The sequence below is a fragment of the Neisseria weixii genome, from assembly GCF_002327085.1.
Classification (GTDB): domain Bacteria; phylum Pseudomonadota; class Gammaproteobacteria; order Burkholderiales; family Neisseriaceae; genus Neisseria; species Neisseria weixii.
On sequence record NZ_CP023429.1, the window covers coordinates 1,564,176 to 1,578,146 of the forward strand.

Here is a 13,971-nt window from a genome sequence, read left to right on the forward strand (position 1 = left end):
CACTTTATTTATAGTAAATAACATACAAAATAATCTGCTTCTCATCCGTTATTTATCGATTCCGCCATACTTAATAATAACTGATAACAATCACTTACTCTTATCCTCCGCAGCACAAAGCCGTCTGAAAAACTCAAATATTCCCTGAATTTTTCAGACGACCCATTATAAAATGAAAATATACTTTAAAACTTACCCGCAAGAGACAGCACCAAGCCAGGTATTTAAAACACTCAGATCATCATTACATCATTATCCAAATCGTCGTGGCAGACTGTATTGGCTTGGCGGGGATAACACTCTGTCAACGCACTGCCCACTGCCTCCAAGCCGCTTTCCAAACCATGAACATATTGTTCATTGCGGAAAGATTCGCGCATCAGGTCACAGACCGCCTGCCATTTTTCCTGCGGCACTATGCGGCCGACACCGCGATCGGCAATAATTTCAACCATGCGATCGGCAAAGGAAACATACACCAAGACACCGCTGTTATACTCGGTATCCCACACACCCAGTTGCCCGAACCATTGCAAGGCTCGGGTGTACGGATCCACGCCTGCTAACACTTCGCTGTTGGTATAGCGGGATTCGACCACAAAACGGATTTGGCCGGCGTGCTTTTGTTCTGAAAAACCGATTTCGCGGCTGATACGTTCTAAATCTGCTGTAGGAAAAAATTTCTCTACACGCCAGCGCGGGCATTTCCAGTGTTGCCATAACCGTTTGAATCTATTTTGTTCCATTACCAGCTCCCTGAAGCACCGCCACCGCCAAAACTACCACCACCACCGCCGAAGCCGCCTCCTCCGAAGCCACCTCCGCCATTTCGCCAGCCGCCGCGCGGGCCACTTCCGCCAAAGCCGCCACCGAAACCGCCACCGCCGCCGGAAATAAAGGCGCTCGAACCCAATAAGAAAGTAAACAAGGTTCCGCCGATGGCTGCAATGATGCCAATCCACAATGCCCAGCCGAACATTGCTGTTAAACCGAACATCATGCCGCCGGTAATCAGGCTGCCTAAAATACGGCCGAAAATGGATTTTAAGAAACTGCCGGCCAAAGGCACAAACAGCAACATCATCCAAGCATCTTCGCCGTCCGGCCCGGTATATTCACCGGTAGCCGCTTCCGGCAGACTTTCTCCGGCAATCAGCCTTTCGATTTGGCCGACAGCCTGATAAATCGCAGCATCAGTTTGGCCCTGCTGTAAATACGGCCGCATCACATCATCTAAAATGCGCTTGGCGTACACATCAGGAATCGCGCCTTCCAAGCCGCGGCCGACGGCCAAATGCGTTTTGCGTTCATCGCGCACCAGCAGCAACAAAACGCCGTCGTTGATGTCTTTCCGACCCGGCTGCCATGTTTCCATCACACGCAAAGCATAATCGAACGGGCTTTCCGGGGAAATCGCGGGCACGGTCAACACCACAATCTGGCTGCCTTTTTCTTTGCTGTACCGTGTCAAATGTGTGTTTAGCTCTACACGCGCTTCCGCACTCATCATCTGCGCACTGTCCATCACCGGCGCAGTAAGTGGCGGAATGGCGGTTAATTCGGCAGCAAACAGCAAAAAACTGCTCAACACCATGGCCAGTGCAAGAGCTGTTTTATGAATCACAGACTGCATAGCTTTGCCTTTCCGGATTTTTATTTATAGGTTACAAACCATTTCACCCATGGTTTCATACGGCCTGTCCACAACAAATGAACAGGCCGTATGAAAAGTTAACGCTTAAAACTGTACGGCAGGTGCATTTGAAATTGCACCTTCATTTTCTACACTGAAGTTCGCGCGCGGCTGCATACCGAAAATTTTTGCGGTAATGTTTTGCGGGAACTGACGCAAAGTGGTGTTATAAGTTTGCACCGCTTTGATGTAGTTGTTGCGTGCGGTAGAAATACGGTTTTCCGTACCTTCCAATTGTGCCTGCAAATCGCGAAAGTTTTGGTCGGCTTTCAATTGCGGATAGTTTTCAGACACCACCAACAAACGCGACAACGCACCGCTCAACTCGCCCTGCGCTTGTTGGAATTGCTTCAATTTCTCAGGGTTGCCGGCATCTTCCGCGCTCAATTGCATACTGCCCACTTTGCTGCGCGCTTCGGTCACTTTGGTAAACACTTCTTCTTCATGAGTCGCATAACCTTTCACCGTATTCACCAGATTCGGAATCAAATCCGCACGGCGTTGATATTGGTTCAATACTTCCGACCAAGCTGCATTGGCTGCTTCGTCTTGCGTTTGCATAGTGTTGTAACCGCAACCGCTCAAGCTGAACACCGATGTCATCACAGCCAAAACGGCCAACCATTTTTTAAACATTGCTCTCTCCATCACATAATGTGTCAAAAAATTTTTCATTACGCCATCATTGTTTAGGCTGTCTGAAAACTTGCTTTCGAGTATAACCTAAAAAATATTTTTTGATTAAAAAAATAAATAAGAAAATAAATTTCCGGATAATCGGTCAGCCAAATTTGCCCTATAATACGATTGATTACAGTACACTAATTTATTTTGTTCCGACAGCAAGGAGAAGCACATATGCGAATTTTACTGACCGGCTCGAAAGGCCAATTAGCCCATTGTCTGCGCGACCGCCTGCCTGAAAGCTGGGAATTGATTGCCACGGATTCAAGCTCTTTAAACATCACCGATGCCGATGCCGTCAACAACATGGTTCACAATTTCCAACCGGATGTCGTGGTCAATGCAGCTGCCTATACTGCTGTTGATAAAGCAGAAACCGATGTCAATAATGCCTTTGCCGTGAATGCCCAAGCCGTGCATCATTTGGCTGCGGCGGCGCAAAAAATTCACGCGCGCTTTATTCATGTTTCTACCGATTATGTGTTTGACGGCAATGCTAAAAGCCCATACCGCACGACAGACTCAACCAATCCGCAAAGCGTTTACGGCAAGAGTAAGCTAGCAGGTGAACTGCTGGCCTTGGCGGCACATCCCGAAGCAGTGATTATCCGAACGTCTTGGTTGTTTAGTGAATACGGCAATAATTTTGTCAAAACCATGCTACGCTTAGCGGGCGAACGCGATAGTTTATCTGTTGTCAACGACCAAACCGGCAACCCTACCTATGCCGGTGATTTGGCTGCTGCAATTGTCAGCATTATCGGCAAACCGGACATGCATCGCGGTATTTACCACTATTGCGGCAACAAATCAGTAAGCTGGTACGAATTTGCCGAAGCCGTGTTCCAAACCGCAGCCAAACACATAGACGGCTTCAAAATGCCTGAACTCAAAGGCGTTCCAAGCAGCGAATACCCTGTTCCCGCTCAGCGCCCGACATACAGCGTGATGGATAATTATAAATTTGAACGTGATTTCAAGGTAAAAGCCTCCGACTGGCAAAAAGCTTTGAATGATATTATGAGCAAATTAAATTAAGATCCGATAAATACTAAGCAAGGCCGTCTGAAACGTAGAGTAGATATGAATTGTCCCAATCCTTGAACAAGTTAAGAATCTGTCTCTGACAGTCTATTAAAAGCCGGGTTCTGTAAGTCACAGAACCCGGCTTTTTTAAATTCAAATTAATACGGTCATGATTGTAATAACGGCGGCCAAAGGCTTTGCCAAGTATTTGCATAACCGCCTTACCGTAGCGCTCTTTATGTTGCTTCACTCGCTACCGCTTTAGCTGCTCTATCTGGATTCAGTTTGCCGGGGCCGTCAGAGAAACTGCTTTTGGGAATATGGTCACTATGTAACAGCTATTTCGGCGGACGTTTCGCTCTCGTGCAACATAACCCTTTAATCAGTTTCACCTGAAGTTTTTCATAGCCGGGTTTATTGACGATAAACGTTTTTTACGTGAGAACTTAAATGGTCGTTGGTGCACTGTTGGTTGTGTACTTGGCGGTAATGGCGCCTTTTTCAGTTGGCGGGAGTGCCCAACTTTTGGGATGCTGTTCAGAATGTGTATTTTTCAGACGGCCTGTTCCATTTTCCCTGTTCACGTTTGCCAGTGCGGCTGCTTCAGGGTAAAATTATGTATTCCAACATGGGTATTTCATCATGACTAAATTTATATTCGTGACCGGCGGCGTTGTATCTTCCTTAGGAAAAGGTATAGCCGCCGCTTCTATTGCAACCATTCTCGAGTCGCGCGGCCTTAACGTCACCATGCTCAAGCTCGACCCCTATATCAACGTCGATCCAGGCACGATGAGCCCGTTCCAACACGGCGAAGTGTTCGTCACCGACGACGGCGCGGAAACCGACCTCGACTTAGGCCACTACGAGCGTTTCATCTCCGCCACCCTTACCCGCCGCAACAGTTTCAGCGCAGGCCAAGTGTATGAAAACGTGATTGCCAAAGAGCGCCGCGGCGATTACTTGGGTGGCACGGTACAAGTGATTCCCCACATTACCGACGAAATCAAACGCCGTATCCACGAAGGGGCGGCAGGCTACGATGTAGCCATCGTCGAAATCGGTGGCACCGTCGGCGACATCGAATCGCTGCCGTTTCTCGAAGCCATCCGCCAAATGCGCAGCCAGCTTGGCCGCAACAATACCTTGTTTGCCCATTTAAGCTATGTGCCTTACATCACCGCAGCCGGCGAAATCAAAACCAAACCGACCCAGCATACCGTGAAAGAAATGTTGGGCATCGGCATTCAGCCGGATATTTTGATTTGCCGCATGGATCGCCCTATGCCGGAGGACGAGCGCCGTAAAATCGCCCTGTTCTGCAATGTGGAAGAGCGCGCGATTGTCGGCAGCTACGATGTAGACAGCATCTACGAATGCCCTGAAATGCTGCACAACCAAGGCATCGACACCATCATTACCGAACAACTGCAATTGAATGTGCAGCAAGCAGACTTGACCGAATGGAAGAAAATCGTTCACGCTATTAAAAATCCGAAGCACGTTGCCAAAATCGGCATGGTCGGTAAATATGTCGACCTGACCGAATCATACAAATCGCTGATTGAAGCCTTGCGCCACGCCGGTATTCATACTGAAACCGATGTGCAAATTACCTATTTTGACAGCGAAGAAATCGAGAAAAACGGTGGCGATATTTCAGCTTTGAAAGAAATGGATGCCATTTTGGTTCCGGGCGGCTTCGGGGTGCGCGGCGTGGAAGGCAAAATCGCCGCCGTACGTTACGCACGCGAAAACAACGTGCCTTACTTGGGCATTTGCTTAGGCATGCAGATTGCTTTGATTGAGTATGCGCGTGATGTGGTCGGTTTGCCGGATGCCAATTCGACCGAATTCAACCTGAAATGCGCCTCGCCCGTGGTTGCCCTGATTGACGAATGGCAAACCGCCGACGGCAGCGTGGAAGTGCGTGATGAAAATACCGATTTAGGCGGCACCATGCGTTTGGGCGCGCAAAACGTCGAACTCAAACCGGGCAGCTTGGCTGCTAAAATCTACGGCAGCGAAGAAATCCGCGAACGCCACCGCCACCGCTACGAAGTCAACAACAACTTCGTTCCCGCATTGGAAGTAGCCGGCTTGGTAATCGGCGGCGTATCAATGGGCCGCGAGCGCTTGGTAGAAACCATCGAATTGCCAAACCACCCTTGGTTCTTCGCATGTCAGTTTCATCCGGAATTTACATCAAATCCCCGCAAAGGCCACCCGTTGTTTAACGCATTTGTGAAAGCCGCGTTGACCAATAAATCAGCCTAAGCCCAGCTATAAATAAAAAGCACCTGAATAATCAGGTGCTTTTTATTTATAGCTGGGCAAAATTCAATTAAAATTTCACGCGTACGCCAACAGAAGCTTCGTGAGAATCAACCTTAACATCATCAAATTTGCCCCAGTAGTTATAACGATAACCGGCATCCAAAGCAACATTCTGAGCCACATCATAGCTAACGCCGGCCAATACACCTGCGCCGGTGCGGGTCTTGCGGTAAGAACCGGCCTTTTTATAATTGTTACCTTCCTCTACCCAGTCATTTGAAACACGGTTGATGCCCAAACGCGCACCCACATAAGGCTTGACCGACTGATACATATCAAAATCGTAAATCGCCGATATGCCTACGCTTTGGAATTTGGCTTTACCGTTACCCTTAGGCAGAAGATTGTATTCAAAATTTTTGTAATGGGTGTAATCTACACCCGCACGCACGTTGTTGCCAAAATCGTAACCAACAGTTAGGCGAGGCGTAAATCCGTTTTTGGAAAGCGAACCTTCATCTTTAATTTTGACTTTAGATACACCTACGTCACCTTGCACAAAAACACCCGGCGCAGCCAAAACATGAGCCGACATCAATACGCCTGCAACGATTAAAGACATTTTTTTCATCATAATCAATCTCCCAAAAAGCCAAAGCACTATTGCATATGGCAGAATCATTGTAATCATGTGTAATGACAATGTAAAGGACATCGTTGCTTTGTGCATAGAAAGAATATAACCAAAAGCACTTATCATACAACCAAGCATTCTTTCTCATTTTCAGACGGCCTAGGTAAAGTAACAATCATATCAAAATGAGCCTAGGAGCCAGCATGTCCACCACCGACCCACGCGCCAAACTGCCCGATGCCCCCTTAGCTGACAACGAACGCTTAAAATACCAAAGCCAGCACTTGCGCGGCACCATTGCCGAAGATTTGAAAGACGGCATGACCGGCGGTTTTAACGGCGACAATTTCCAGCTTATCCGTTTCCACGGCATGTATGAACAGGACGACCGCGACATCCGTGCCGAACGTGCCGATCAAAAACTCGAGCCGCTGAAAAACGTGATGCTGCGCTGCCGTTTGCCGGGTGGCATTATCAAGCCCGAGCAATGGCTGGGTATCGATAAGTTTGCCGGCGAAAGCACCCTTTACGGCTCCATTCGCCTGACCAACCGCCAGACCTTCCAATTCCACGGCGTATTGAAAGACAACATCAAACCGATGCACCAATGGCTCAACGAATTGGGCTTGGATTCCATCGCCACCGCAGGCGACGTGAACCGTAATGTTTTGTGCACCAGCAACCCTGTCGAAAGCGGGTTGCACAAAGAAGCCTACGAATGGGCAAAAAAAATCAGCGAGCATTTGCTGCCGAAAACCCGCGCCTATGCCGAAATCTGGCTGGACGGTGAAAAACTGCACTCTACCGAAGACTTGGTGACTGCTCCGTTGGCCGATTCCGTGAAAAGCGGCGATGCCACCGAGCCGGTTTTGGGTAAAAACTACCTGCCGCGCAAATTCAAAACCACAGTGGTGATTCCGCCACACAACGATGTTGATTTACATGCCAACGACTTAAACTTTGTCGCCATCGAAGAAAACGGCAAGCTGGCCGGCTTCAACGTCTTGGTCGGCGGCGGCTTATCGATGGAACACGGCAACACCAAAACCTACCCCAACACCGCGCGCGAATTCGGCTTTATCGGTTTGGATAAAGTATTGGATTGCGCCGCTGCCGTGGTTTCCGTGCAGCGCGACTGGGGCAACCGCAGCGACCGCAAAAACGCCAAGACCCGTTACACGCTCGATCGTGTCGGCGTGCAGACCTTCATTGAAGAAGTAGAGAACCGCATGGGCACGAAATTCGAGCCGTTGCGTCCTTATGAATTCACTTCGCGCGGCGATCGCATAGGTTGGGTGCAAGGCGAAGAAGGCAACTGGCACTTGACGCTGTTTATCGAAAACGGCCATCTGCTCGATTATCCGGGCCGCCCACTGAAAACCGGTATGCGCGAAATCGCCAAAATCCACACCAGCGACTTCCGCTTGACCGCCAACCAAAACCTGATTGTGGCCGACGTGACGCCGTCTGAAAAAGACGCCATCGAAAAAATCGCCCGCGAACACGGCTTAATCAGCAACAGCGTTACCCCGCAACGCGAAAACAGCATGGCCTGCGTGTCTTTACCGACCTGCCCGCTGGCGATGGCCGAAGCCGAACGCTTCCTGCCAAGCTTTTCCGACAAAATCGATGAAATTCTTGCCCGCCATCACTTATCGCAAGAGCACATCGTTTTGCGCGTAACCGGCTGCCCAAACGGCTGCGGCCGAGCCATGTTGGCCGAAATCGGCTTAGTCGGCAAAGCCGTCGGCCGCTACAATCTCTACACCGGCGGCAACCGCGAAGGTACCCGCATTCCGCGCCTGTTTAAAGAAAACATCACCGAGCCGGAAATTTTAGACATCATCAACCAATGGGTCGGCGCATGGGCACAAAGCCGCGAAGCCAATGAAAGCTTCGGCGACTTTTCGGTACGCACCGGTATTGTGAAACCCGTTACCAATGCACCGCGTGATTTCTGGGCGTAAAACACCATAACAAGTCTACATTATAAATAGAAAAGCAAAGGCCGCCTGAATTTTCAGACGACCTTTTATGCTTGATTTTATTAAATTTATTATCAACTTACTAAAAAATGCCGTCTGAAAAATTCAGACGGCATTGATTCAATTCAAAAGCTGCCCGAATGCCCGGCAGATTCTGTTTGCTCTTCGTCTTCATCGCCTGTCGGAGGAGCCTCGATTAAATCCGGCAACACCAGTTCACCCAACTCGGTCAGCGGCGGCAATTCTTCCAAGCTGTCTAAATTCAAATCACTCAAAAAGTGCGCTGTGGTTGCCCAAAGCGATGGTCTGCCGACTGAATCACGATGCCCGATGACTTCAATCCAGCCCCGATCCTGCAAAGTCTGCATCACATTTTGCGACACCGCCACACCGCGAATGCCTTCGATATCGCCACGCGTTACTGGCTGCTGGTAGGCGATAATCGCCAGCGTTTCCATTACCGCACGCGAATAGCGCGGCGCACGCTGCTCCTGCAAACTGCCCAACCGCTCAAATGCCGCCTGCGCAATCTGAAAGCGCCAGCCCTCATGCGTATGCACCAATTGCAGCGCGCGGTTTTGCCAGCGTGTTTTCAAATTCGACAACACATCAATCAGCTTATCCTGCGATAACGGCGGCACGCATAATTCGCGCATCGCCTTTTCGCTCAAAGGCTCGGTTTGGGTTAAAAGCGCGGCTTCAATCAGCGCATCGGGGGGATTTTTTGATCGTTCATGAGGATTTGTGGTTTTAATATTTTTTTCAGACGGCATTTTGGTGGATAGGCCGCCTGAAAGGATGTATTTTAATGTTTCATGTGTATTCAATATTGGGTTAAACCCAGCACTATTAAGATTACTGGTAATCAAGTTTTTGGAAATCTACATGGTTTCCAAAACGATAACCAACCTTTGCATCACTCAAAATAAGCAGACACCAATATTTTAATTTTCTTAAACTCATCTGGCTTCTCCAAAGTTTTCCAATAAAATTTGCTGTATCTACTTCGGTCAAATCCTTGCTCTGTTCTCTCATATAACTAAAGCGAATTTTTATCAGCAATAATCAACAATCTAGCCGAAAGCCGCAAACCATAAGACCACACCTGTCTAAAAGCCGCTTCTAATTCCTGATTACTTTGAATATGGTATTTAGCCTCCAATAAAATACTGGCCTGCTCATAACTTTTTTGTCGTTCGTTCAACAAAGCATAATCTGGAAAAACACGCTCTCCACGCCCCATTTTCACCGTAAGTTGTCTTGTCCAAACCTTATTTTTGCCTATATCCTTCAATAAAGGCTCAATCAGCTCAACTTCCACATCTCGCTCATTTTTTAACTCAAGATTTTTCTGATAACTCGGTGCGAACAGTTGCGGCAGATTCTCTATATTATCCCCATTTTTTTCTATTAGATTCAACAGCTCTGCATAATCATCTGAAGTTAATGCATAACCATTGACTCCCTGAAAGTTTTTTCGAACCAACTTATTTTCAGAAAAATAAGAATTTTCTTTAAATCATTCAAAAAAATAGGAGAAATTTTTTGACCTTTACCGATATAAATGCTGCTGTACCAATGGAAAAACGGTGAGGCAATACCGTCTCTCTCCGCTCTCCAAATAGAATGGATATAACTTCGTGACGACAAACAATACATTACAAGAATGCCCCTACACTTAGTATCTACATTTCCTTGCCAAAAATGAATATCACCGTGCGAAAATTTATCTAAAAAATCAAAATCTTGCTTATTTGAACCAATAAACCAAGCCTGAGTTGGTTCAGGCAGCTCAGGCTTATCTACTCTTTGTTGCCCAAAATATTTAGGGCAGAAATCATAGAGAAATGCACACATTTCTTCAGGACTGAACCCATTTTCCTGCTCAAAGTCATGAAATATCTGACACATCAAGAAATAATATTCAAACCTAGCCCTTTTATTACGCTTAATTGGCATAGGAGGCAATTCAAGCCCAAAGCTATCTGATATTTTTATTAATTCATCCGCATTATGTATAAAGAAATAAGGTTTAAAATAAGTAGGACTCAGCAAATATAACCATGATGAAAGTGGCACAATATAATCCAAATACCAAGAAAAATTAAGGCTTATTTCATCATACGTGCCATTTTCATCTCTAAATACAATACCTTTTTCAAGAAGATTATGAATAATTCTTTCAACAGAGCATTCATAATCTTCTTGATAATCTGAATAGTGATATAGTTCATCGACCATATTGTCGATTGTTTCAGCATCTAAGAAATAGTTAATTAGATATTTTTCATAAATTAGCGGATTCAAGTCATCGAATAATTTAATCGCTGCTTTACCCTGTTCACTATCTTTATAATTTTGCCAGATAAACGGATTGACTTTCATATATCCCCTATTCGCCAAGCCTAGATTTATAAAACTTATTAACAATCAACAGCTTGATTAATTCTCAATCTAAAACTACCTGAATATTTTTCCAGACGGCCTATCTCCTTATCCAAAGGCCGTCTGAAATATTTTTTTATCAACTCTGGCTTAAACAAAATCTTATTCGCCACTTTCCTGCGGTTTTTGCCCTTTACGCTCCAATTTCCACACTTCACGCATGGCCTTGAGTTCGGCTTCTTTTTGGCGGGCTTTTTTCAGCCAAGTTTCCCATTGGTTCGGTATTTCCAAGGTGATGCGCCCGATTTGACCGTCGCGGAAATCAGTCAGGATATTTTCAGCGGCTTTTTGGTAATTGATGCGGCCGCCGCCGAGTAAGGAACCGCGTTTTTTGGCAATCCATTCAAACCATGCCACATCATCCCAATGGCTGCTTGGGTCTTTATCGGCTTGGTAGCGCTCTTGCAGTAAAGCGAGATAGTGGCGGCGCAGATAGTCGAGCAACTCGAGCGCGACTTCTTCTTCGTCCAAGGCATTGCGGCCGACGGCACCGCTGGCGGCAAGGTTGTAGCCGCTTTCTTCGACGATGATTTTCGGCCACAGCATGCCGGGCGTGTCATAAAGCCAGAAATCGTCGGCGAGGAACAGGCGTTGTTCGGCTTTGGTGATACCGGGTTCGTTGCCGGTTTTGGCTGATTTTTTACCAATCATGCCGTTGATTAAGGTGGACTTACCGACATTGGGAATGCCGCAAATCAATACGCGCAGGGGTTTGTCGAGGCCGCCGCGGTTGGGCATCATTTTGCGGCAGGCTTGGGTGATTTTGCCGTGTGCGTTTTTTTCGGTGGAATCAAGGGCGATGGCTTGGGTATCGGTTTGGCTGTTGTAGTGGTCGAGCCAGACTTGAGTACGCTCTGGGTCGGCAAGATCTTGTTTATTCAGAATTTTAAGCTTGGACTTGCCGCGCGACAATTGCGCCAATAAAGGATTTTCGCTTGAAGCGGGCAGACGCGCGTCAAGCATTTCGATGACCATATCGACGGATTTGATGCGGTCGGCGATGGCTTTTTTAGCCTTGTTCATGTGGCCGGGGAACCATTGGATTGCCATGTTGTGCTTTCTGTAATGGGTTATTTTTAAATCGGCTGATTCAGCATGAAAGGCCGTCTGAAAAGGGATTTTAGCCCTTTCAGACGGCCTTTGGTATGTTTCGTGTTTACATATTGCCGGTAATGTAGCGGTAGTAGCCGGCTTCATCCATGCATTGTTCCAGCGATTTAGGCTGTTTGCCTTGTTTCACATCGTGATTGGCCTGTGAAACACAGATGCGTTGCTGGCGGGCAACGTCACTTTCGCTCATGCCGGATTGATGCCAGCGGTAAGGACTGACGGTGGTGGTGTTGCAGGCGGCTAATAGCAGAGCGACTCCTAATGGGAACACGATTTTCGCAGTCATGATTTTGTCCTTTTTGTCGAGGCCGTCTGAAAATCAACGGCTGGCAAGGTTTTGTGCTTGGCGGTGGCGTACCAGCAATTCGTATTTTCCGGCCAAGCGTTCGGCCAGTTTTTCCACCACATATACAGAACGGTGCTGACCGCCGGTGCAACCGATGCCGATGGTGACATAGCTTCGGCTTTCCTGCTGCATACGCGGTAACCAACGGTTAATGAATTGATCAATGTCATTAACCATTTCTTGTGCCGGCGGCTGTTGATCGAGATAATCCTGAATTTCTTTATCCATGCCGTTAAACGGGCGTAATTCAGGGTCATAATAGGGGTTGGGCAGGCTGCGCATATCAAACATAAAATCGGCATTGTTCGGCACGCCGTATTTGAAACCGAATGATTCCAAAATCACCAATAAGCCGTGGCGCTCGATGTTGATCCATTGTTGCACGGCATAGCGCAATTGCTGCGCGTTCATTTTGGATGTGTCGATGCAATAGGCCATCTGACGCAATGGGAACAACCATGCGCGTTCTTCGCGCAGGCTTTCCAGCAGGGTCAAATTGTGGCCGGACAACGGGTGGCCGCGGCGGGTTTCGGAAAAGCGGCGCACCAACACGCTCTCTTCCGCTTCGATAAACAATACTTCAACCTGATGGCCTTGTTCACGCAAATACTGGATTTGCTCTTCGGCTTGATCAATATCGATTTTGGAACGGATGTCGACGCTCACGCCTAAGCTATCAACTTCATTTCGCGCAACGTGATGCGATACCAATGAGGGCAGTAATTCTAAGGGCAGATTATCGACGCAGTAATAACCTAAGTCTTCCAGTTGTTTGAGCGCAACAGATTTTCCCGAACCGGAAAGACCGCTAATTAATACTATTTTCATGACTTTGTTCGTTTTCTTTCAGTAGTGTTTGATGGCGTTCTAAAAATTCTCGCGTGCTGTCTTTTCCGCGCAATTGCAAAATATAATTGCGCACCGCAGCTTCAACCAATACCGACAAGTTCCGACCCACCGCCACAGGCAGCATAACGGAGCGTACATTGACGTTGAGAATGGATTCGGTTTCCGTACGGATACTCAAGCGGTCAAGCTGCTTCATGTATTCGTCGTCGGCAGGAATCAAGTTGATGATTAATTGCAAAACTTTTTTCGGACGAATCGAGGTTTCGCCGAAAATATGGCGGATATTCAATACGCCCAAACCGCGCACCTCCAAAAAATCGCGCAACATCGGCGGGCAGCGGCCTTCCAACACTTCGGGGCCGGTTCGGAACAATTCGACGGCATCATCGGCAATCAGGCTGTGGCCGCGCGAAATCAGTTCCAAAGCCAATTCGCTCTTACCCAAGCCGGAATGGCCGGTAATCAACACGCCGATTTCAAATACATCCAAAAAGACACCGTGTTTGGTGACCGATGTGGCCAAGGTACGTTGCAGATAAATCCGCAACACGTCCATCAAATACGGGCTTTCCAGCTTTGAAGTCAGCAGCGGAATACTGTTGGTATGGCAATAATCGCGCAATTTCGATGACACGGGCAAGCCGTTGGCAACAATCACCAAGGCCATCGGAATATCGAATAATTCGCCGAAATCGTAATTGAGCTCGCCCGATTCCAAGCGATTAAGGTATTCGGCTTCAGCCACACCAACCACTTGAATCTGATTGGGTGGATAAAATTCAAATGGCCGACCAGCGCCAAAACGGGCTTGTCGGCCTCAACACCGATGCGGTTATCCGCGCCTGAATTACCTGCTGCCCAAGCCAGTTGCAGCTTGTGCTGATTATCAGAATACAGACGGCGGACGGATATACTCGGCATG

14 protein-coding genes and 1 pseudogene are annotated in these 13,971 nt (G+C 47.7%); 3 read left to right on the top strand and 12 right to left on the bottom strand.

Annotated elements, in window-relative coordinates:
* Positions 1 to 233: 233 nt before the first annotated feature.
* The 3 genes from CGZ65_RS07880 to CGZ65_RS07890 form a co-directional block, all read right to left on the bottom strand.
* Entirely contained in the window at positions 234 to 746 is a 513-nt protein-coding gene (locus tag CGZ65_RS07880; protein ID WP_096295447.1) for a TPM domain-containing protein, read from the bottom strand.
* Entirely contained in the window at positions 746 to 1,633 is an 888-nt protein-coding gene (locus tag CGZ65_RS07885; protein ID WP_123803854.1) for a TPM domain-containing protein, read from the bottom strand. The genes CGZ65_RS07880 and CGZ65_RS07885 overlap by 1 nt, the downstream gene beginning before the upstream one ends.
* 105 nt (positions 1,634 to 1,738) lie before the next feature.
* Entirely contained in the window at positions 1,739 to 2,329 is a 591-nt protein-coding gene (locus tag CGZ65_RS07890) for a LemA family protein (RefSeq protein WP_096295449.1), read from the bottom strand.
* A 222-nt stretch (positions 2,330 to 2,551) separates the two neighbouring features.
* Here CGZ65_RS07890 and rfbD point away from each other — a divergent pair, with 222 nt between their 5' ends.
* Together rfbD and CGZ65_RS07905 are read left to right on the top strand one after the other, a co-directional pair.
* Positions 2,552 to 3,415 (top strand): dTDP-4-dehydrorhamnose reductase, encoded by an 864-nt coding sequence (gene rfbD / locus CGZ65_RS07895; RefSeq protein ID WP_096295450.1) that lies wholly within the window; start codon positions 2,552 to 2,554, stop codon positions 3,413 to 3,415.
* A gap of 630 nt (positions 3,416 to 4,045) precedes the next feature.
* Positions 4,046 to 5,680: a CTP synthase gene (locus tag CGZ65_RS07905; RefSeq protein WP_096295452.1), complete on the top strand. Its 1,635-nt coding sequence runs from the start codon at positions 4,046 to 4,048 to the stop codon at positions 5,678 to 5,680.
* 67 nt (positions 5,681 to 5,747) lie between these two features.
* On the opposite strand, the gene CGZ65_RS07910 is transcribed toward CGZ65_RS07905, so the two are convergent.
* A complete protein-coding gene (locus CGZ65_RS07910; protein ID WP_332457907.1) occupies positions 5,748 to 6,452 on the bottom strand; it encodes an opacity family porin in 705 nt (234 codons plus the stop codon).
* 65 nt (positions 6,453 to 6,517) lie between these two features.
* Between CGZ65_RS07910 and cysI the strand changes: the two genes are divergently transcribed.
* Complete coding sequence (gene cysI / locus CGZ65_RS07915) at positions 6,518 to 8,281, top strand: assimilatory sulfite reductase (NADPH) hemoprotein subunit (RefSeq protein WP_096295454.1); 1,764 nt, start codon at positions 6,518 to 6,520, stop codon at positions 8,279 to 8,281.
* 143 nt (positions 8,282 to 8,424) lie between these two features.
* Here cysI and scpB read toward each other — a convergent pair whose 3' ends face one another.
* From scpB to hprK, 8 genes and pseudogenes are all read right to left on the bottom strand, one after another.
* Positions 8,425 to 9,072 (bottom strand): SMC-Scp complex subunit ScpB, encoded by a 648-nt coding sequence (gene scpB / locus CGZ65_RS07920; RefSeq protein WP_096295455.1) that lies wholly within the window; start codon positions 9,070 to 9,072, stop codon positions 8,425 to 8,427.
* A gap of 82 nt (positions 9,073 to 9,154) precedes the next feature.
* Positions 9,155 to 9,313, bottom strand: coding sequence for a hypothetical protein (locus tag CGZ65_RS12865; RefSeq protein ID WP_157742746.1), 159 nt, complete (start codon positions 9,311 to 9,313; stop codon positions 9,155 to 9,157).
* Positions 9,314 to 9,338: 25 nt separating this feature from the next.
* The gene (locus CGZ65_RS07925; protein WP_157742747.1) at positions 9,339 to 9,785 is read right to left on the bottom strand and encodes a hypothetical protein; all 447 of its coding nucleotides are present in this window, start codon (positions 9,783 to 9,785) and stop codon (positions 9,339 to 9,341) included.
* The gene (locus tag CGZ65_RS07930; RefSeq protein WP_096295457.1) at positions 9,743 to 10,684 is read right to left on the bottom strand and encodes a hypothetical protein; all 942 of its coding nucleotides are present in this window, start codon (positions 10,682 to 10,684) and stop codon (positions 9,743 to 9,745) included. Before CGZ65_RS07930 ends, CGZ65_RS07925 begins: the two co-directional genes overlap by 43 nt.
* Positions 10,685 to 10,846: 162 nt before the next feature.
* Positions 10,847 to 11,794, bottom strand: coding sequence for a ribosome biogenesis GTPase YlqF (gene ylqF / locus CGZ65_RS07935; RefSeq protein ID WP_096295458.1), 948 nt, complete (start codon positions 11,792 to 11,794; stop codon positions 10,847 to 10,849).
* A gap of 106 nt (positions 11,795 to 11,900) precedes the next feature.
* Positions 11,901 to 12,140: a protocatechuate 3,4-dioxygenase gene (locus tag CGZ65_RS07940; protein ID WP_096295459.1), complete on the bottom strand. Its 240-nt coding sequence runs from the start codon at positions 12,138 to 12,140 to the stop codon at positions 11,901 to 11,903.
* Between the two features lie 33 nt (positions 12,141 to 12,173).
* The gene (rapZ, locus tag CGZ65_RS07945; protein ID WP_096295460.1) at positions 12,174 to 13,028 is read right to left on the bottom strand and encodes an RNase adapter RapZ; all 855 of its coding nucleotides are present in this window, start codon (positions 13,026 to 13,028) and stop codon (positions 12,174 to 12,176) included.
* Positions 13,009 to 13,970, bottom strand: a pseudogene (gene hprK / locus CGZ65_RS07950) (HPr(Ser) kinase/phosphatase). Before hprK ends, rapZ begins: the two are co-directional and overlap by 20 nt.
* Between the last annotated feature and the right edge of the window lies 1 nt (position 13,971).